This window comes from Arthrobacter antioxidans (assembly GCF_023100725.1).
GTDB classification, from domain to species: domain Bacteria; phylum Actinomycetota; class Actinomycetes; order Actinomycetales; family Micrococcaceae; genus Arthrobacter_D; species Arthrobacter_D antioxidans.
In genome coordinates this window covers 1,019,141-1,038,519 of sequence record NZ_CP095501.1, presented here as the reverse complement: position 1 = coordinate 1,038,519, position 19,379 = coordinate 1,019,141, and the positions used below count along the sequence as shown (strand labels likewise).

Genomic DNA, 19,379 nt, shown 5'->3' with positions numbered 1-19,379 from the left:
AAGGGCCGGGTGGGAGAACGATCCCACCCGGCCCTTTCCGTCGTGCCTGGCTAGCCGACGAGCGTCGGCGTCTCGTCGCGGACGTCGGAGGCCAGCGCGACCGTGCCGGCCTGGGCGGGACGCCCGAGCGCACGGTACTGCCAGCCCTTCGACGTGTAGTCGTTCGCGTCCAGGGCGTGGCGCCCGTCCACGATGCGGCGGTGGTTCACGAGGGCGCCGAGCGCGTCCGGGTCCGCGTTCCGGAACTCGGACCACTCCGTGAGGAGGGCGACGACGTCGGCCTGGTCCACGGCCTCCGCCATGGATCCCACGTAGTTGAGGTCGGGATAGCGGCGGTGGGCGTTCGCGTTCGCCTCGGGGTCGTACACGCTGACGATCGCGCCCTCGAGGTACAGCAGGCGGGCCACGTCGAGCGCCGGGGCGTCACGGACGTCGTCGGAGTTGGGCTTGAACGCGGCACCCAGCGCGGCGACCCGGACGCCGTCGAGGCTGCCGCCGGCCAGCTCGCGGATGAGATCGACGGTGCGCACGCGGCGGCGGTTGTTGATCGAGTCCACCTCGCCGAGGAAGCTCACGGCCTGCCCGACGCCGAGCTCCTCGGCGCGGTACTTGAAGGCCCGGATGTCCTTGGGGAGGCAGCCGCCGCCGAAGCCGAGGCCCGGCTTGAGGAACCGGCCGCCGATGCGGTCGTCGAGGCTGAGCGCCTTCGCGAGGTGGTTGACGTCGGCGCCCGTGGCCTCGCAGATCTCCGCCATGGCGTTGATGAACGAGATCTTGGTGGCGAGGAAGGAGTTCGCGGCGACCTTCACCAGTTCGGAGGTCGCGAGGTCGGCGACGATCACCGGGGTGTCGAGGTCGAGGACCGGCTTGAAGACCCTGCGGAGCTGCTGCTCGGCCCAGGCTGATTCGACGCCGAAGACGAGGCGGTCGGGGTACAGGGTGTCCTGCACGGCGAATCCTTCGCGGAGGAACTCGGGGTTCCACGCGAGTTCCAGGTCCGCACCGAGCGGGGAGATGGACTGCACCATCTCCGTGATGCGCGCGGCGGTGCCGATCGGGACGGTCGACTTCCCGACCAGCAGGGCCTTGCGGTCGATCCGCGTGGCCAGGGCCGTGAACGCGGACTCCACGTAGCGCAGGTCCGCCGCCGCGGAGTCCGCGGCCTGGGGCGTGCCGACGCAGACGAAGTGCACGTCGCCGAAGGCCGCGGCCTCGTCGAAGTCCGTGCTGAAGCGCAGGCGGCCGGAGGCGAGGGCCTCCTCGAGCTTCTCGGGCAGGCCCGGCTCGAAGAAGGGCACCGTGCCGGCGGTCAGCATGTCGATCTTGCGCTGGTCCACGTCGACGCCCAGGACGTCGAAGCCCATGATGGCCATGCACACGGCGTGGGTTGCGCCCAGGTAGCCGGTGCCGATGACGGTCACCCGCGGTGCGGGCCCGTGGTTCTCGGGGGAAAAGCTCATGGTCGGTCTCTTTCTGAAGTGGGGGGAGCTGGGGTGGGGAACGCGTCGGTGGGTCAGCCGGAGGTGCAGGGTTCGTTCGACAGGCCTTCTCCGGCATCGGAGGCCGTGTTGCTGCATTCGACGACGTTGTCGCGCACGGGCTTCAGCGAATAGCCGAGGCCGGGTCCGTTGACCTGCGCCTCGTTGTCGCGGAAGACATTCTCGGTGCCCCAGCCGTCCACGATCTCGTGGGTCTGGAAGCCGTCCTGGGGCGAGTTCGCCCCGGTGTTCCCGTCGATCAGCCAGCCGCGGCCCTTCACGTCCACCCAGGAATCGGCCTCCACGATGGCGGAGCCGTCGAAGGAGTTGGCGCGCAGGACGCCGTCGGCGGTGCCCTCCTTGATGTCGACGCTCTCCGAGGTGGTCCCCGAGATGGTGTTCCCGGCGATCTCGTTGCGGTCGGAGCGGTCGGGCTCGCAGTTGCTGATGTCGCACCAGTTGCTCTCGGCCGTGCCGATGTAGACACCCTCGCCGAACTTGGGCTTCCGCAGGCCGGTGTCGCTGATCGTGTTCCCGATGACGCGGTTGTCCGTGCTGAACTTCCGCAGGTGGATGGCCTCGTCACCGATGGTGGTGACGGTGAGGCCCGTGATCAGGGTGTCGGTGGTCTGGTCCACCATGACGCCCTTCTGGCCGTTGCGGACCGTGAAGCCCTGCAGCACCCAGTGGGCGGAGTCCTCCAGGTGGAGGACGTAGCCGTCCTCCGTGGTGCCGCCGTCGAGGATGCTCTCCGTGGAACCGCACAGCATGACGGGCTGCTCGGCGGTGCCGGCGGCCGAGGCCGTGAAATTGCCCTCGTAGACGCCCGGGGCGAGGTCGATGACGTCCCCCGGCTTCGCGGCGTCGAGCGCGTCCTCGAACTCGGTCGCGGTGGCCACGGCGACCGTCGGTTCGGGGCACGCGGCCGGCGTCTCCGCCGGCGCGGGCGCGGGCGTGGGGGCGGCGTCCTGGCTGGTCGTGGGCGCCGACTCCTGGGGGTCCTGCGCTGCGGGGTCGTCGTCCGCCCGGGTGAGGCCGACGACCACGACGACGGCGGTCACCGCGAGCGCCACGACGGCCAGGAGAAGCGCGATGATCCGTCCGCGGCCCGTCATCGGGCGTTCCTGACGTCGTCGATGCGCACGATGCCGCGGCTCAGGGCCGTCAGCGGCACCCGCTCCTCGTAGGGGTTGCTGATGGTGCGGACGCGCAGGTGCCGTTTGCGGGTGAACGCGGTGGCCACGAGGAGTGCGCCGAGCAGCAGCCAGATGAAGGTCAGCGGCTGGAAGACGGAGTTCACGACGCTCTGGACGGTGGCGGCGGGGTGCCAGTCAAGGACGTCGTTCTCCTCGACCAGCGCCCCGGTGGAGGTCTCGTCCCAGATCGCGATGGTGCCGTCCCCGCTGACGTCGTTGCCGGTGACCCGGGTGTCCGGCACGCTTCCCACGAGGGTCACGCCGTGGCTGGAGATGGCACTCAGGGTGTTGCCGGTGACGACGGCGGAGGCGTCGCGCACGTACACGCCCGTGTCGGTGCCGGAGACGGTGTTGCCCCGGATGTCGGCGTGCGCACCCGCGTCCCGGACGGCGATGCCCTGCTGCCGCTGGTCGCGGATCTCGTTGTCGATGATGCTGACTCCTTCTGCTGCGTAGTTCACGACGATGCCGACCTCGTTGCCGCGGATGGTGTTGCCCGTGACCCTGAGGTTGTCGCCGCCGCTGAGTTCGATGCCGTAGCGGCCGTTGTCCGCGACCGTGCTCCGGACCACACGGTTGCTGCCGTAGGTGACCACGGCGGTCCCGACGGCGTTGGGGCCGTCCGCGAGCGGCTGGCCGTCGAGGGAGAGCCCGTTGCGGCCGTTGCCGCTGGCGGTGACGTCCTGCAGTTCCACGCGGGCGCTGGAGCGTCCGACGGCGATGCCGTCCACCGCGTTGTCCGACGACGTCGTCCCGGTGATGGTGGCGTCCGTGACGGAGCGGTGCAGGACCAGCCCGTCCACGAGGCTGCCGGTGATCGCGGTGTCGCGGATCGCGATGTCGCGGGCGTTGGTGATGAAGAGCCCGTAGGCGTTGTCCTCGACGGTCAGGTGGTCGATGCCGGCGGTGACGACGCTGTAGTCGAGTTCCGTCTGGTCGGCGAGCGATTGCAGGTCCGCCTCGGGCAGCAGGCGGGCGCCGGCCGGGGCCACGGGGTCCGCGGCGGCCGGGGCGTCCTGGAACGTCCCGGGTGTGTCGGTGCCGGTCAGGGCGAGGCCGCCCGTGTTCCCGCTCCAGAACCCGAGCGAGGACACCGTGGCGTAGGAGAACGAGGCGTGCCCGCCGATGGCACGGACGTAGGCGCGACCGTCCGAGGTGTCGGTGTCCGCTCCGGTGCCGTCCCAGCTGGTCACGGTGACGTCGGCCTGCTCGGTGCCGGCCATGGCGAGCGAGCCCCCGAGGGCGACGATCGAGACGAAGGCGTCCTCGTCGCTGCGCATGCGCACGGTCACGCCGTCGTCCCCGCTGAGGGAGAGGGTGGCGCCGGGCAGGACCACGATGTTCTCGGTCAGCAGGAACGTGGACGGCGACTGCTGCGTGAAGGTGTCCGGGGCGAGCGCGAGGAGGTCGGCCGTCGTGTACGGCTCGGTGCGGGCCGGGAGGACGAGCGTGTTCGTGGCCCCCGTGGTGAGACGGTACGGGCCTTCGAGCCCGTCGACGCGCCACCGGGCGGCGGAGGCGATGGTCCGCACGTAGACGAGGCGTTCCTCCTCGCTCTTCACGATGCGGGCCTCGCTGCGGGGGTCCCCCGTGTACAGCTCGCCCTGGACGTTGCCGTTGGCGGCGATCTCGTTGCGTCCGACGGCGTCCGCCTCGGAGGTGTCCCAGACCTTCCCCGCGGCCAGGAAGCCGGCACCCACGAGGGCGATGACCACGAGCGCGAGGAGACCGAGGAGGATCGGTTTCCGGCCGCTCATGCGACGGCCTGCCGGGTGTCGGACGTCGCCGGAGCGGCGTCGGTCCTGGACTCGAGGCTCACGGCGTCCTGGCCGTCGCCGCCGATCTGGTCCGCGTGCCGGGTCAGCCAGCCCTGCTTGTTCATGGTCGCGAAGGCGTACAGCTTGATGGGCAGTGCCACGAGGATCACCGCGAAGGCGAGCACCGGCAGGATGAGGATGTCCCGCGGGTGGCGGCGCAGGTGGGAGACCCCGCGGATGCCACGGCCGAGGAGCAGCCAGCACAGTGCCGCGGCGATGCCGAGCGCGGTGAAGTCCAGCCGGTTGAAGATGAGGTAGAACATGGTCAGGCCCATGGTCACGGGGGTGAGCAGGATCTGCAGCACGGTGACCTTCGTGATGAAGGGCGTGCGCCAGAGCCAGCCGGTACCGATGGCCGTGAGGTAGCAGCGGTAGGAGTTGCGGCTCCACCGCACGCGCTGCTTGACGAAGGCGCTGAAGCTCGCGGGGAACATGGACAGGGCGCGGGCCGTGGACTGGTGGACGGTCTTGTAGCCGGAGGCCAGGACGAGCCAGGTCAGGCGGCCGTCGTCACCGGAGATGCAGCGCTTGCCGAGGAAGTACTCGTTCTCGAGGTGCTCGAGGACGGGCAGGACGGCGGACCGGCGGTAGACCGCGGTCCTGCCGGAGATGCACGGCACGGCGCCGGCGGCACCCATCGCCGGGACGTAGTCGAGGTACCGCAGGTTGACGAGCCAGTCGGCGACGCGCCGCCAGACGCTCGTCTCCCGCATGTAGACGGTCTGGTGTGTCCCCACCGCGCCGACGAGCGGATCGATGAAGGGCATCTGGACGTTGCGCAGCAGCTCGGGCTGCCACCAGGTGTCCGAGTCCGTGAGGACCAGGACCTCGTACTGCGCGAGGCGGATCCCGACGCCGAGCGCGGACCGCTTGCCCACGTGGTGGAAGAGGATCGGTTTGATCGTCGGGTCGTTGAGGGCCTCGATCCGGGCGTAGGCGTCGAGGTCCTTGACGTCGAGGACGATGATGATCTCGTCCGGACCCTGGGCGCGCCAGGACTCGAGCGCGCTCATCAGGATCTCCGGATCCTCGTGGAAGGACGGGACCACCACGGACGTGGTGGTGCGATGGTCGGTGACGATCGGCTGCGCCCGGTGCGACAGGATGAACCGGTACAGCCACAGGGCCCAGACGATCGTGCCCGCGACGGCCACGGGGAAGTACGGCGAGACCTCCGCCCAGAAGGCGCTGAGATCCGCCTGGTCGAGGCCGGCGGTCCAGGCGGACCACTGGGAGCCGAGGCCGGCCGGGCCGACGTCGACGGGCGTGCCGGAGGTGGCGGCAAGGGGAAGAGGAGGCAAGGGAGTCCTTGGGCAGGCTGGAGCGGCTGGGTGGGATGCACATCAGCGGGCTTGGATCGCCAGGCAGCTTCGCAGTCGGGCTGCGGTGCGGCGGGCGGGGACGGCTGAATGATCATCAGCCACCTTCTGATCCGACACTAGGGCAGGCTGTAAGGAAGCTGAACACTCGTCTATCTCCGCCCGACCACCTGTGATGAGACGCACGGCTACTCGGCTGCGAGGGGAAGGAGGTGGCGCCGCAGGCGCACCCGTCGCCCGTTCCTGGCGATCGTCTCCACGCAGCAAAAAGGGCCGTGCGCCCTTCCTGCGCCACGACGGGGCGGGAAAGGACGCACGGCCCTACTCGTTCGACACGTCGCCGTATTGCCGGCCGGCGACGGTGCGGTTACGTGGCTGTTACGCGCCACTACCTGCTTCTGCGGGGATCACCCCTGCCCGGCAGGCCCGGGACGCTCCTCCGGGCGTTCCGCGACGTGGGAAACGTCACCGGGAAAAACCCCGACGATCCGTGCTGGACTATTCGCCGAGGATCTCTGCGGTCTCCATCCACTGCACCTCGAGGTCCCCGATCTCCGCCTGGAGCTCCTGCAGCCGGGCGTTCAGGCCCGCGATGTGCTCGAAGTCGGCGTCGGGCCGTGCACCGGCGTCGTTCATCTGCTTCTGCGTCTTGTCCTTCTGCGCGTCCACCTTGGTGATCTGCCGCTCGATGCGCGTGAGGTCCTTGCGGGCCTGCCGCAGCTCGGCCTCGGACGTGCTGCCGGCGGACCCGCCGCTGATGGCCGGGGACGCGGCACTCCCGGTGGCCGTGAGCGGGCCGGCGGCGTTCCGCAGCTCGAGGTACTGGTCCACGCCGCCGGGCAGGTCGCGCAGTTTCCCGTCGCCGAGCAGCGCCATCTGGGTGTCGGTGACGCGCTCCAGGAGGTAGCGGTCGTGGGAGACCACCACGAGGGTGCCCGGCCAGCCGTCCAGGACGTCCTCGATGGCGGACAGGGTGTCCGTGTCGAGGTCGTTGGTGGGCTCGTCGAGCATCAGCACGTTGGGCTCCCCCACGAGCAGCCGGAGGAGCTGGAGGCGACGTCGCTCGCCACCGGAGAGCTCGCTGACCCTCGTCCACTGCTTCTCGTTGGTGAAGCCGAGCTGCTCCACGAGCTGGCTCGCCGAGACCTCCTTGCCGCCGACGGCGAAGACGCGCTTCTCCGCCTCGATGACCTCGATGACGCGGCTGTCGCTGACGTCGTCGAGCTCCCTGACCTCCTGCGAGAGCACGGCGGTCTGGACCGTCTTGCCCCGCTTGAGCTTGCCCGCGGTGGGCTGGATCTCACCGTTCAGGAGCCGCAGCAGGGTCGTCTTGCCGGAACCGTTGACGCCCACGAGCCCGAGCCGCTGACCGGGAGCGAGCCGCAGCGTGACCTTGTCGAACAGTGTGCGCTCGGCGCCCTCGCCGTCGTCGATGGTCAGGCTGACGTCCTCGAGGTCGAGGACGTCCTTGCCGAGCCGTGACATGGCCATCTTGCTGAGGGCCAGGGAGTCGCGGGGCTCGGGGACATCGGCGATGAGCTCGTTCGCGGCCTCGATCCGGAACTTCGGCTTCGCGGTGCGGGCGGGGGCGCCGCGGCGCAGCCACGCGAGTTCCTTCTTCACGAGCTGCACGCGCTTGGATTCGATCACGGACTCCATGCGGTCCCGCTCGGCGCGTGCCAGGACGTAGGCCGCGTAACCGCCGTCGAAGTCGTCGACGACGGCGTCGTGGACCTCCCACGTGTGGTTGCAGACCTCGTCGAGGAACCAGCGGTCGTGGGTGACCACGAGCATGCCGCCCTCGGTGGGGCGCCAGCGCTGCTGGAGGTGCCGCGCCAGCCAGGCGACGCCCTCGACGTCGAGGTGGTTGGTGGGCTCGTCGAGCATGATGACGTCGTCGTCCGCGATCAGCAGCTTCGCGAGGGCCACGCGGCGCTTCTGCCCACCGGAGAGGGAGGACACCTTCGCGTGCCAGTCCACCTCGGAGACGAGCCCTCCCATGACGTCGCGGATCTTCGGGTTGGACGCCCACTCGTGGTCCGCCTGGTCGCCGACGATGGCGCGCCCCACCTCGAGGTCGCCGTCGAGCACGTCCGACTGGTCGAGGTAGCCCACGGAGACGTCGCGCCGCTTGGTCACCCTCCCGGAGTCCGGGGTGCTGCGCTGCGCGAGGAGCCGCATGAGGGTGGACTTGCCGTCACCGTTGCGGCCCACCACCCCGATGCGGTCGCCGGCTTCGAGGCCGAGGGACACGTTGTCCAGGATGGTGCGGGTGACGAAGGCGACGCTGAGGCTTTCGGCGCCGAGAAGGTGTGCCAAGGAGATACTGCTTTCGGTTGGAACGGTGGTGCGCGGTCAGGCCGCGGATTCTGTGGCGATCCGCGCCCCGTGGGCCGGACCGTGGACGGTCATCGCCTGCAGCCCCTCGGCCCCGAGGAGCGACTCCAGTTCGGCCGCGTGGCCCGAGCTCTGGGTGAGGAAGGCGATGGTGGGACCCGATCCGGACACGATCCCGGCGAGCGCACCAGCGGCCTCCCCCGTCTCAAGGATATCGCCCAGCCCGGGGGCGAGCTCGATCGAGGCGCGCTGGAGGTCGTTGTGCAGCAGCGGGGCCAGTGTGAGGGCGTCGCCCGCCCGCATGGCGCCGAGGATCGCGGGATCGATGGCCGGCTGCGGGTCCGGCTCGATGCCCTCGCGGAGGCGAATCGCGTCCAGCGTGCGGTACACCTCGGGCGTGGAGAGTCCGTAGTCGGAGGTCACGAGCACCCAGTGCAGGGGTGTCTTCGAGATGGCGGGGGTCAGCCGGTCCCCCACGCCGAGCCCGACGGCGGTCCCGCCGACGAGCGCGAACGGCACGTCGGCGCCGAGGTCCACGGCGATCCTCGCCAGCTCGTCGCGGGTGAAGCCGCTGCCCCACAGGGCGTCGCAGGCGAGCAGGGCCGCGGCGGCGTCGGCCGACCCGCCGCCCATGCCGCCGGCGATCGGCACGCGCTTGGTGATGTCGAGGTGCACGCCGGTGCGCCGGGGGCTGACCTCGGCGAGGAGTTCCGCGGCGCGCACCGCGAGGTTGGTGCGGTCCAGCGGGATGGACGCGGCGGGGAGGTTGAAAGTGCCCTCGCCGTTGACGCCCACGCTGATGGCGTCCCCGGCCGTCTCCGTGGCCGTGACCTCCTCGTACAGGGACACCGCGAGGAAGACACTGGCGATCCCGTGGTAGCCGTCCTCCCGGGGCGGGCCCACCGTGAGGGACACGTTGATCTTCCCCGGCGCCCTGACGCGCACGGACCGGGCGCCGGAGCGCATGTCGAAGGTTCTGCCCGAGGCCATACCCACCAACCTAACGCACCCGTGTTCCGCGGATCCTCCTGTGACTTCTCCCGTCCCTGCCCTGCGACCGGCCTGCGGCGTCAGTGCGTGGGGGCGGCGCCCGCGGCGTCCGCGCGGGCCTCCGCGATGCGCGCGAACGCCGTGATGTCGAGGACCTCGCCGCGGGCGGTCGGGTCCACCCCGGCCGCCCGGAGGGCCTGCTCCGCCAGGACCGGGCTGCCGGCCCAGCCCGCGAGGGCCGCGCGGAGCGTCTTCCGGCGCTGGGCGAAGGCGGCGTCGATGACGGCGAAGACCTCCTCGCGGGTCGCGGTGGTCACGGGCGGGTCCCGGCGGGTGAAGCGGACGAGGCCCGAGGCGATCTTCGGCGCCGGCCAGAACACGTTCATGCCGATCACCCCGGCCTTGGCCATGGTCGAGTACCAGGCGGCCTTCACGGACGGGACGCCGTAGGTCCTCGATCCGGGAGGCGCGGCCAGCCGGTCCGCCACCTCGTCCTGCACCATGACGAGCCCGTGGCCGAGGGACGGGAAGCGCTCGAGCAGGTTCAGGACCACGGGGACCGCGACGTTGTAAGGCAGGTTGGCCACGAGCGAGGTGGGGGCGTGCGGCAGGGTGGTCACGCGCAGGGCGTCCTCGAGGACCACGTCGAGGGCCGCGGCGCGATCGGGCCGCCACCGGGCGATGGTCTCCGGCAGCTTCCCGGCGAGGACGGGATCGATCTCGACGGCGACGACGCGCTCCGCGGCGTCGAGCAGGCCGAGGGTGAGGGACCCGAGGCCGGGCCCCACCTCGAGGACGGTCTCGGCGGGGCCGAGGTTCGCGGCGGCGACGATCCGGCGGATGGTGTTGCCGTCGATCACGAAGTTCTGGCCGAGGGTCTTGGTGGGGCGGATGTCCACCTCGGCTGCCAGGCGGCGGATGTCCGCTGCTCCGAAGAGGGGTGCGGGCGGGCCGGCGGCGGGGGGCGTGGTCACCCTGCCATCGTATCGGTCCGTCCGTGCCGGGGTCGGCGACGCCTGGTGGAGCCCCTGGTCTCAAGGGGGACTCCGGGCGCCGCCGACCCGCTGGGTGGTCTCCCGGCTGGGGAGGGAGACCACCGGCCTGCCGCCGGCTTCCGGTCTCAGGAGAAGGGCGGCGGGAGGGCATCGCCTGCGCCGGTGCGACGCGGCGGGCAGCTCTGCCTCCCTGAACATTACGGAGGTGCCCGAGGCCCGGCACGCGTGCCGACCACCCGAGTGGTCCGGACGGACACTCGGGTGGTGTCCGTGGGCCACCCGTTTTCCGGGCGTCCCGGTACGGTCCTGCCCGCCGGGTCAGTCCCAGCTGCCGTAGACGGCTTCGGTGTTCGCCGTCAGCCGAGCGCACAGGGCGTCGAGGTCGGTGTCGAGGATCCCTGCCATGGCCCGCACGGTGTACGGCACGGCGTAGGAGGCGTTGGGCCGGCCGCGGTACGGGTGCGGGGTGAGGAACGGGGCGTCGGTCTCGGTCAGCACGAGCGCGGGATCGGCCACGAGGAGGGCCTCGCGCAGGTTCGCGGCGTTCTTGAACGTCACGGTGCCGGCGAAGGACATGTACCAGCCGTGCTCGTTGCAGGTCCGTGCGAGATCGGCGTCGCCCGAGAAGCAGTGCAGCACCACGCGGTCCGGCGCGGTGTCGGAGAGCAGCGTCGCCACGACGTCGTCGTGCGCCTCGCGGTCGTGGATCTGCAGCGCCCTGCCCAGGCGGCGGGCGATGTCGATGTGGCTGCGGAAGGATGCCAGCTGGCTGCCCCGGCCGTCCTCGCCCGTGCGGAAGTAGTCCAGGCCCGTCTCGCCGAGGGCGCGGATGCGCGGGCCGGCCGCGAGCTGCTCGATCTCCGAGAGGGCGTCGTCGAGCGTTCCCGCCGCGGCCAGCAGCGGCGCCTCGTTGGGATGCAGTGCCACCGCCCCGAGGAGCCGGCGGTCCTGCTCGACGACGGCGGCCGTGAAGCGCGAGGACGCCAGGTCCGTGCCGACCTGCACCGCGCCCCGCACCCCGGCGGCCCCGGCGGCATCGAGGGCCCCGCCGATCGACACCTCCACCGCCCCCTCCTGGAAGTCGAAGTGTGTGTGGTTGTCGATGACGGGCACCGGCAACGGCTCCGGCAGCGGCAGGTACGCCCCCTTGCGGCGCCGTCGGGCAGCCGGGGTGTCGTCCCCGGCGCCGTCACCGCCGTCGGGCATCCCCGCCTGCTCCGGTTCGCGGTAGGCGGGCGGTGTCTCCCCCACGGCGTAGGGGTGACGGACGGGCAGGGTGCTGGTACACATGGTTCCCAGCCTAGTTGTGGTACGGAACTAATCGCCCGGGAAGCAAGTTGAGCTAGTAACCTGTTGAATCATTCAGCTCGGTCTGTCCTGCCCCGCGCCGGAACGGCCGCTGCCGTTCCCTGCGTGTCGAGCGATCCCGGCCCTCCGGCGCCGCTCGGCGCGGCAGCCGCACGCATGGAGGGTACCCATGGACGTCCAGCACAACATCGCCGAGGTGGCTGCGGACCCGCGGCTCGTGACGGCGCCGGATCCGGACGCCGGCTTCTACGACATCGCCACGCGCATCCTCGACTCCATCCAGACGGTGATCGACGGCAAGCCCGAAGCCGCGCGGCTCGCCCTGACGGTCCTCCTGGCCCAGGGCCACCTGCTCCTCGAGGACGTGCCGGGGGTCGGGAAGACCCTGCTCGCGAAGACCCTCGCCCGGACGATCGACTGCACCGTGAACCGCATCCAGTTCACCCCGGACCTGCTGCCCTCCGACGTCACCGGGGTCTCCATCTACAACCAGGACTCCCGGCGGTTCGAGTTCCGGCCCGGCCCGGTCTTCGCGAACATCGTCATCGGCGACGAGATCAACCGCGCCTCGGCCAAGACGCAGTCGTCCCTGCTCGAATGCATGGAGGAGCACCAGGTGACCGTTGACGGGCACACGCACCCGCTGGGTGACCCGTTCATGGTGGTCGCGACGCAGAACCCGATCGAGATGGAGGGCACCTACCCTCTCCCGGAGGCGCAGCGCGACCGCTTCATGGCCCGGATCTCGATGGGCTACCCGGACGCCCGCGCGGAGGCCGACATGCTGGAGACCCACCAGTCCGTGTCACCGCTCGCGGCCATCCGCCCGGTGGCCGACGTGAAGGACATCGCCGGGATGATGCGCCAGGTCCGCGAGGTGTACGTCTCGCCGGCCGTCAAGGACTACACGGTGGCCATCGGCCGGGCCACCCGGGAGCACCCGCGGCTGCGGCTCGGCGCGAGCCCGCGGTCGCTGCTGCAGCTGCTGCGGGCCGCGAAGGCCGGCGCTGCCCTGGAGGGCCGCGACTTCGTGCTCCCCGACGACATCGCGGCCATCGCCGACGCCGTCCTCGCCCACCGGCTGCTGCTCGACCGCAAGGCCACGAGCGCCGGGGAGACGGCGTCGAGCATCGTGGCGGACGTGCTCTCCCGCGTGCCCGTGGCCCGGGAGGCGCCCCGGCGATGACGCTCCCCCGTCCCGGCACCCCCACCTCCTAGCGTCCGGCGGCCCCTGATGAACCTCATCGAGAAGCTCCCCTCGGATGTCCTCACCGTGCGCGGCTGGGGGTTCGTCCTCAGCGCCGTGGTGGCGCTGCTCTCCGCGCAGGTCCTCGGCCGCCGGGACCTCCTCTACGTGGGGATCCTGCTGCTCGCCCTGCCGCTGGCCTCCGTCATCGTCCTCCGGCTCGTCAAACCGCGGTTCACGGTGGGCCGCCGGTTCCAGCCGCAGACCATGGAGATCGGATCCACGACCACCGTCACGCTCTCCCTGACGGCGAGCGTCGCGGGCGGGGCGAGCATCGCCATGGAGGAGCAGCTCCCTGCGCGGTTCGGCCAGGCGCCCCGGTTCAGCTACCCCTCGCGCAACCCCACCCGCGACGGCGTCTCCCTCTACGAGTACCGGATCCGCTCCGCCTCGCGCGGCGTCTACGAGATCGGGCCCGTCACGGCCGAGTTCACGGACCCGTTCGGCCTCGCGAGGTCCCGCCACGTCCTCGGCACGGCGGACCCGCTGGTCGTCACCCCCGCGCCGGTCGAGCTGCTCGTCTCCGCGCTCGCCGGGTCCCGCGGGAACGACGGCATGGCCGCGACACGACGCCAGGCCAACCCGAGCGACGACGACGTCATGACGCGCGAGTACCGGCACGGCGACTCCCTGCGGCGCGTGCACTGGGCCGCGACGGCACGCCACAGCGAGCTCATGGTGCGCCAGGAGGAATCGGTCACCACACCGCAGGCCACCCTGCTGCTGGACCAGCGGCACCACAGCTTCAGTACCGGGTTCGGCGCGGTCTTCGGCGGTGACGGGTCCGCCGACAACGGGCTGTCCACGTCGCCGACCTTCGAGTGGGCCGTCACCGCCGCCATGTCGATCAGCGCGCACCTGCTCGAACGCGGCTACGCCCTGCGGTTCCTCGACCAGCAGGGGGTGCCCGCCCTCCTGCACTCACCCTCGGCGCCGTTCCCGTCCGAGGAGGAGCACCACGGGCAGGGCGCCATCGAGGGCATCGCCGAGGGACTCGCGGCCCTCGAACTCGCACCCGAGGCCGGGCACCGCTCGCACGGCCACACCGACCACGCGGGCAGTACCGCCGTGCAGGCGGGCGAGGCGGCACGCAGCGGAATGCGCCGCGTGCGCCGGCGGGCGGCCGAGGCACCCGCGAAGGGCCCGCACACCAGGGCCCTGCACGCCGCCTTCGGCGACCACCTGCTGGACCGCCTCGCCGCGACCGGGCACCGCGGGCCGCTGATCGCCGTCCTCGGCCTGATCACCGCGGAGGATGCACGGGCCCTGGCCTCGGCGTCCGACTACGGCTCACCGGCCTACGCCATCCTCGTCACCGACCGCCCCGCCGAGTCGCAGCCCCAGCTGGACATCCTGCGCGAGGCGGGCTGGCATGCCACGGCGGCCTCGCCCTCGGCGAGGCTGCCCGTCGTCTGGGCCGGCCTCGAGCACGCCGTGGGCCGGGCATCCGCACACGCCTCCTCGAGCGCGGGCTCGACGCCGCGCGGGCGGTCCGCCCACGGCGCCGTCCCCGGGGGGCGGGAATGACCGCCACCCTCTCGCGCCCCGCGCCGACCCAGGCTCCCCCGGCGCCGCCGCCGGCGCCTCCGGGCGACCCCTGGCACTGGGCCGTCACGGGTGCCGTGCTGCTCGCCGTGCTCGCCGCCTCCACCAGCCTCAACGGCGTCGTCGAGCCGTGGACGTGGCTCGGTCCCGTGCTCCGGACGCTCGTCCCCGTGCTCCTCGCCATGGCGCTGACCCGGACCCTGCGCCTGAACGGCGCCGTCACGGCGCTGGTCGGCGTGCTCGCGCTCGTCGGGGCGCTGACGGCGGGGTTCTTCCCGCGGCAGAGCATCCTCGGCGTCATCCCCGGTCCGGGGACCGCACTGCAACTGCAGCGCCTCCTCGACCAGGCGGAGGAGACCGTCGTCTCCCAGGTGGCGCCCGTGCTCCCGGGAGCCGGCCTCGTCCTGGTCCTGTGCGCGGCCCTGGGGCTCATCGCCATCATCATCGACCTCGTCTCCACGACCCTCAGCATGCCGGCGGCGAGCGGCCTCGGGCTCTTCACCATCCTGGTGACCCCCGCCGTCGTGAAGCCCGACGGCGTGGGGATGCCCGCGTTCGTGGCCACCGTGCTGGCGTTCCTGTTCCTCCTGGCGCTCGCGCAGCGGCGGGAGGACCGCCTCGCCTCGGGCGGCGCGCGCGCCTCCACCGGCTTCGCGGGCCGGAGCGCGATCATCGGCGCGGCGGCACTCGCCGTGACGGTGGCCCTGCCGACGACCATCCCGGGGTTCACCTCCGGTACCTTCCCGCAGGGCGCGCGGCTCAACGTGTGGGGCACCGCCACCGGGCTGAACCCTGCGGTGACCCTCGGCAACGACCTCCGTAACCCCACCGGCTTCGGCCGCATCACCTACTCCACCAACTCGGACGTGCCCCTGTACCTCCGCGCGGTCACCCTCGAGGACTTCAGCGGCCGGCGCTGGGAGCCGGACCAGCGGATCAACGACCGCGAGACGGGCGTGGCCGACATCGGGGCCGAGGACGGCACGCCGGAGGACCTGCCCCGGAGCAGCCCCGTGTCCACCCGGGTCACCACGCAGAGCTACGCGAGCCCCTGGCTCGTGGCCCCCTATGCGCCCACGGGCGTCACGAACCTCGCCGGGGCGTGGGCCTGGGACCCGGCGAACCTCTCCATCCTGTCCACCGACGGCGGATCGACCGCACGCCAGGAATACCTGGTGCAGAGCCGCGCGGCGGACCTGACACGCGAGGGGCTCGGCGTGATCGGGCCCTCGGACCCGGACGCCGTCGCCGAGGTCTTCACGGCGCTGCCGGAGGACACCCCGGAGATCGTCAGGACGAGGACCGCGGAGGTCACCGACGAGTTCGTGAACCCCTACGACAAGGCCATCGCCATCCAGAGCTACCTGCGCGGTCCCGACTTCTCCTATTCGGTGGAGGCCCCCGTGGACGGCGGGTACGACGGCAGCGGCATGGATGTGATGGCCCGCTTCCTCGAGGCGAAGTCCGGGTACTGCGTGCACTACGCCGGCACCATGGCGGTCATGGCCCGGGCGGCGGGCATTCCCAGCCGCGTGGCGATCGGCTACACCCCGGGCAGCCCCACGGGCGACACCGATGAGGGCCCCGAGGGCACGGAACTCCGCGAGTTCGTGGTCGATTCCCGCAACGCGCACGCGTGGCCCGAGCTGTACTTCGAGGGCGTGGGCTGGGTCCAGTTCGAGCCCACGCCGTCCCGCGGCGTGGTGCCCGCCTACGCGCAGCAGGCGTTCTCGCCGGTGGGTCCGCGGGCGGACGATTCCGACGCGCTCAACCCGGGCGGCAATCCGCCCGTCCCGGACGGGTCGGCGTCCGCGACGGACCCCGCGCAGGACGAGGGGCAGGCCGGAGGCGGGGCGGCCGAGGACGAGGCCCGGTCCGTGACCGGCACCCTGGTGGGCCTCGGCGTCGTGCTGCTCGCACTGCTGCCGTTCCTGCTGCGGACGGCGAGGACCCGCGCCCGACGCCGCACCGTCGTCGTCCGCGAGGCCGCAGGAGGCACGGAGGACACGAACGGCAGGGACCTCGACGGGGCGGCGACCGCGGCCTGGGCCGAGACGACGGAGATCGCCGGTGACTACGGCCACCGGCTGGAGCCCACCGACACGCCCCGCACCTTCGCCGGGCGGCTCGCCCGCGACGCCGGGTTCGAGGGCGACCCCGCCACGTCCCTCTCCCGCCTGCGCGCGGCCTACGAGTTCGAGGAGTACGCGGACCACGGCTCCGGCTCCGGGCCCGCGCCGGCGTCGACCCGTGCGCGAGCGGTCGCCGCACCGCGCTGGGACGACGTCGACACCGTCACGCAGGCGCTGCGGGCGGGCAGCACGTGGTCCACCCGGGTCAGGGCGCGGATGTTCCCGCAGTCACTGCTCAACCGGTTCCGGGGCGGCGGGCGCCGCTGAGGCGGAGGCCCCCTGACGCACGGAGGCCGGCACCCTCGGGTGCCGGCCTCCCTGCGCCGTCCGGGACGTCCCGGGGGTCCTAGGAGGCGTAGGGGTCCGCGATGCCCACGTACTGCGTGTACAGGTACTCCTCGATGCCCTCCGCGCCGCCCTCGCGGCCGAGGCCCGACTGCTTGACCCCACCGAACGGTGCTGCGGCGTTGGACACCACGCCGGCGTTGAGGCCCAGCATGCCGGTGTCCAGCCGCTCGCCCATGCGCAGGCCGCGGTTGAGGTCGCGCGTGAAGACGTAGGCGACGAGGCCGTACTCGGTGTCGTTCGCCAGTTCCACCGCTTCGTCCTCGGTGCTGAACGTGATGATCGGCGCCACGGGGCCGAAGATCTCCTCCCGCATGATGCGCGAGGATCGGGGCACGTCCTTCAGCACGGTGGCCTGGTAGAAGTAGCCGTCGCCGGCCACGGGGGCGCCACCGGTGACGGTGACCGCGCCGTCACCGACGGCCGCGGTCACGAGCTCGTGGACCTTGTCGCGGCTCTTCCGGTCGATCAGCGGACCCAGCTTCGAGGCGTCCTCCGTGCCGCGCGCCGGGGTCATGCCCTCCATGCGCTCGGCCAGGGCGGCAGCGAAGCGGTCGGCCACCGATTCGTGGACGATGAAGCGGTTGGCGGCCGTGCAGGCCTCGCCCATGTTCCGGAGCTTCGCCAGCATCGCGCCGGTCACCGCGGCGTCGAGGTCGGCGTCCTCGAACACGACGAACGGCGCATTGCCGCCGAGCTCCATGGAGGTCCGCAGGACGTTCTTCGACGCGGCCGCAAGGAGGCTGCGGCCCACGGGGGTGGATCCGGTGAAGGAGAGCTTGCGCAGGCGCGCATCCTCGATGAGCGGGCCGGTGACGTCCCCGGCGGTGGTGGTGTTGACGATGTTCAGCACGCCGGCGGGGAGGCCTGCCTCCTGCAGGACGGTGGCGAACAGCGAGGACGTGAGCGGGGTCAGGTTCGCGGGCTTGAGCACCATGGTGCAGCCTGCGGCGATGGCGGGCGCGATCTTCCGCGTCGCCATGGCCAGCGGGAAGTTCCACGGCGTGATGAGCAGGCACGGCCCCACGGGCTTCTTGCTCACGAGCAGGCGGGACTTCCCGTCGGGCGAGACGGAGTACCGGCCCGAGGTCCGCACGGCCTCCTCGGAGAACCAGCGCAGGAACTCCGCGCCGTAGGTGACCTCGCCGCGCGCCTCGGCCAGCGGCTTGCCCATCTCGAGCGTCATCAGGAGGGCGAACTCGTCGGCGCGCGCGGTGACGAGGTCGAAGGCACGCCGCAGGATCTCCCCCCGCTCGCGCGGGGCGGTGCGCGCCCAGTCGGCCTGCGCGGCGACGGCGGCGTCGAGCGCGGCCATGCCGTCCTCGGGGGTCGCGTCCGCCAGCGTGAGCAGGGTGCGGCCGGTCGCCGGGTCCTCGACGTCGAAGGTGGCACCGGACGACGACGCCCGCCACTGACCACCGATCAGGAGCCCGGTGGGCACCTTGTCGAGTACTGCCTTCTCCTGGTCGGCGGTGACAGCCATTGTGAGCTCCTTCGCGAAGATTCGGGGCGCGCCCCGACGGGGCATTCCCGCTCACGCTAGACCGGGCGATGAACGGGTGTCCAGTAGAGGCTGCACCACGGAACGGGCTTCCCCTTGGACGAGTGCACAGCCACCGGTGCTCCGGTCAGCGCGCGGCGATCACCGCGGCATACAGTTCGCGCTTGCTGACGCGGGCCTCTGCGGCGACCGCCGCCACGGCGTCCTTGAGCCGCATCCCGCCGTCCATGAGGGCGTTGACCTCCGCCACGTGGTCCTCGGGCCGGGAGGGCGGAGCCTCCGGGGCGCCGGCGAGGACCACGGCGATCTCGCCGCGCACCTCGTTCTCCTGCGCCCACTGGAGGAGTTCGAGGACGGAGCCGCGGATGACCTGCTCGTGCACCTTGGTCAGTTCGCGGGCCACGGCCGCCTGCCGGTCCGAGCCGAACGCCTGCTGCAGCGAGCGCAGCATCGCCTCGAGGCGGTGCGGGGCCTCGAAGAACACCATGGTGCGGCGCTCCGCGGCGAGGTCGGCGAGGCGTCCTGCCCGCACGCCCGGCTTGCGGGGCAGGAACCCCTCGAAGCAGAACCTGTCGGTGGGCAGCCCGGACAGCGCGAGCGCCGCGAGCACCGCGGACGCGCCGGGCACCGCCGTCAGGTCGAGGCCCTCGGCGACCGCGGCCTCGACCAGGCGGTAACCGGGATCCGAGACCGAGGGCATACCGGCGTCGGTCACCATCAGCAGGGTCGCGCCGTCCCGGACGAGGTCCAGCAGCTCGGGCGTGCGCTCGGCCTCGTTGTGCTCGTGGTAGCTGATGACCCGACCCGTGACCGTGACGCCGAGCGCCTGCACCAGGCGGTGGAGCCGCCGCGTGTCCTCGGCCGCGACGACGTCGGCGGTGTGGAGGAGGCCGATCAGCCGTTCGGTCGCGTCCCCCATGTTGCCGATGGGCGTCGCCGCGAGGACGATCCGCCCCCGGCCGCTGTCGTCGCCCGCGGTGCCGCGGTAGGCCGTGAGGGGGGCCCGGACGGCGTCCTCGGGCGCGTCGTCGGGCGCGTCCTCGGGCCGGTCCGCCTCGGGCGCCGAGGGGTCCTCCCGGTCGGAGTCGGGGGCGTCGTCGTCGAGTGGCTGGTTCACCGCACCAGCCTAGCGCTCCGCGCGGCCGGGCACGCGGCCGGGTGCGGAGCCCA

General features: G+C 72.1%; 13 protein-coding genes. 3 read left to right on the top strand and 10 right to left on the bottom strand.

Translation table 11 applies throughout. From position 1 onward, the window contains the following. Nucleotides 1-50 precede the first annotated feature (50 nt). The 8 genes from MWM45_RS04870 to MWM45_RS04835 all read right to left on the bottom strand — a co-directional run bounded on the left by MWM45_RS04870 (nucleotide 51) and on the right by MWM45_RS04835 (nucleotide 11,422). Nucleotides 51-1,460: a UDP-glucose dehydrogenase family protein gene (locus MWM45_RS04870; protein ID WP_052274466.1), complete on the bottom strand. Its 1,410-nt coding sequence runs from the start codon at nucleotides 1,458-1,460 to the stop codon at nucleotides 51-53. Between the two features lie 53 nt (nucleotides 1,461-1,513). Continuing rightward, nucleotides 1,514-2,593 carry a right-handed parallel beta-helix repeat-containing protein gene (locus MWM45_RS04865; RefSeq protein ID WP_247828479.1) on the bottom strand — a complete coding sequence of 360 codons (1,080 nt, stop codon included), beginning with the start codon at nucleotides 2,591-2,593 and terminating at the stop codon, nucleotides 1,514-1,516. Next, entirely contained in the window at nucleotides 2,590-4,431 is a 1,842-nt protein-coding gene (locus tag MWM45_RS04860) for a right-handed parallel beta-helix repeat-containing protein (RefSeq protein WP_247828478.1), read from the bottom strand. Before MWM45_RS04860 ends, MWM45_RS04865 begins: the two co-directional genes overlap by 4 nt. Then, nucleotides 4,428-5,792: a glycosyltransferase gene (locus tag MWM45_RS04855; protein ID WP_247828477.1), complete on the bottom strand. Its 1,365-nt coding sequence runs from the start codon at nucleotides 5,790-5,792 to the stop codon at nucleotides 4,428-4,430. Before MWM45_RS04855 ends, MWM45_RS04860 begins: the two co-directional genes overlap by 4 nt. Nucleotides 5,793-6,308: 516 nt before the next feature. Further along, entirely contained in the window at nucleotides 6,309-8,129 is a 1,821-nt protein-coding gene (locus MWM45_RS04850) for an ABC-F family ATP-binding cassette domain-containing protein (protein WP_247828476.1), read from the bottom strand. A 36-nt stretch (nucleotides 8,130-8,165) separates the two neighbouring features. After that, nucleotides 8,166-9,137, bottom strand: coding sequence for a 4-(cytidine 5'-diphospho)-2-C-methyl-D-erythritol kinase (locus tag MWM45_RS04845; protein ID WP_247828475.1), 972 nt, complete (start codon nucleotides 9,135-9,137; stop codon nucleotides 8,166-8,168). Nucleotides 9,138-9,217: 80 nt separating this feature from the next. Next, on the bottom strand, nucleotides 9,218-10,111 hold the full coding sequence (gene rsmA / locus MWM45_RS04840) for a 16S rRNA (adenine(1518)-N(6)/adenine(1519)-N(6))-dimethyltransferase RsmA (RefSeq protein WP_247828474.1): 894 nt from the start codon (nucleotides 10,109-10,111) through the stop codon (nucleotides 9,218-9,220). A gap of 339 nt (nucleotides 10,112-10,450) precedes the next feature. Beyond that, nucleotides 10,451-11,422: a TatD family hydrolase gene (locus tag MWM45_RS04835; protein WP_247828473.1), complete on the bottom strand. Its 972-nt coding sequence runs from the start codon at nucleotides 11,420-11,422 to the stop codon at nucleotides 10,451-10,453. A 187-nt stretch (nucleotides 11,423-11,609) separates the two neighbouring features. Between MWM45_RS04835 and MWM45_RS04830 the strand changes: the two genes are divergently transcribed. The 3 genes from MWM45_RS04830 to MWM45_RS04820 are packed head-to-tail and all read left to right on the top strand — an operon-like array spanning nucleotide 11,610 to nucleotide 16,630. Further along, complete coding sequence (locus tag MWM45_RS04830) at nucleotides 11,610-12,626, top strand: AAA family ATPase (protein ID WP_247828472.1); 1,017 nt, start codon at nucleotides 11,610-11,612, stop codon at nucleotides 12,624-12,626. A 48-nt stretch (nucleotides 12,627-12,674) separates the two neighbouring features. Beyond that, the gene (locus MWM45_RS04825; RefSeq protein WP_247828471.1) at nucleotides 12,675-14,213 is read left to right on the top strand and encodes a DUF58 domain-containing protein; all 1,539 of its coding nucleotides are present in this window, start codon (nucleotides 12,675-12,677) and stop codon (nucleotides 14,211-14,213) included. Next, a complete protein-coding gene (locus tag MWM45_RS04820) occupies nucleotides 14,210-16,630 on the top strand; it encodes a transglutaminase TgpA family protein (protein ID WP_247828470.1) in 2,421 nt (806 codons plus the stop codon). The genes MWM45_RS04825 and MWM45_RS04820 overlap by 4 nt, the downstream gene beginning before the upstream one ends. 79 nt (nucleotides 16,631-16,709) lie before the next feature. Here the strand turns inward: MWM45_RS04820 and MWM45_RS04815 are convergent, their stop codons facing one another. After that, nucleotides 16,710-18,191 carry an NAD-dependent succinate-semialdehyde dehydrogenase gene (locus MWM45_RS04815; RefSeq protein WP_247828469.1) on the bottom strand — a complete coding sequence of 494 codons (1,482 nt, stop codon included), beginning with the start codon at nucleotides 18,189-18,191 and terminating at the stop codon, nucleotides 16,710-16,712. A gap of 145 nt (nucleotides 18,192-18,336) precedes the next feature. Next, the gene (gene rsmI / locus MWM45_RS04810) at nucleotides 18,337-19,128 is read right to left on the bottom strand and encodes a 16S rRNA (cytidine(1402)-2'-O)-methyltransferase (RefSeq protein ID WP_247829137.1); all 792 of its coding nucleotides are present in this window, start codon (nucleotides 19,126-19,128) and stop codon (nucleotides 18,337-18,339) included. Nucleotides 19,129-19,379 lie beyond the last annotated feature (251 nt).

Bases quoted from the DNA above. Each gene is read 5' to 3' on its own strand.
- MWM45_RS04870 (WP_052274466.1), bottom strand. From the start codon at position 1,460: ATGAGCTTTTCCCCCGAGAACCACGGGCCCGCACCGCGGGTGACCGTC.
- MWM45_RS04865 (WP_247828479.1), bottom strand. From the start codon at position 2,593: ATGACGGGCCGCGGACGGATCATCGCGCTTCTCCTGGCCGTCGTGGCG.
- MWM45_RS04860 (WP_247828478.1), bottom strand. From the start codon at position 4,431: ATGAGCGGCCGGAAACCGATCCTCCTCGGTCTCCTCGCGCTCGTGGTC.
- MWM45_RS04845 (WP_247828475.1), bottom strand. From the start codon at position 9,137: ATGGCCTCGGGCAGAACCTTCGACATGCGCTCCGGCGCCCGGTCCGTG.
- MWM45_RS04835 (WP_247828473.1), bottom strand. From the start codon at position 11,422: ATGTGTACCAGCACCCTGCCCGTCCGTCACCCCTACGCCGTGGGGGAG.
- MWM45_RS04830 (WP_247828472.1), top strand. From the start codon at position 11,610: ATGGACGTCCAGCACAACATCGCCGAGGTGGCTGCGGACCCGCGGCTC.
- MWM45_RS04825 (WP_247828471.1), top strand. From the start codon at position 12,675: ATGAACCTCATCGAGAAGCTCCCCTCGGATGTCCTCACCGTGCGCGGC.
- MWM45_RS04820 (WP_247828470.1), top strand. From the start codon at position 14,210: ATGACCGCCACCCTCTCGCGCCCCGCGCCGACCCAGGCTCCCCCGGCG.
- MWM45_RS04815 (WP_247828469.1), bottom strand. From the start codon at position 18,191: ATGGCTGTCACCGCCGACCAGGAGAAGGCAGTACTCGACAAGGTGCCC.
- rsmI (WP_247829137.1), bottom strand. From the start codon at position 19,128: ATGGGGGACGCGACCGAACGGCTGATCGGCCTCCTCCACACCGCCGAC.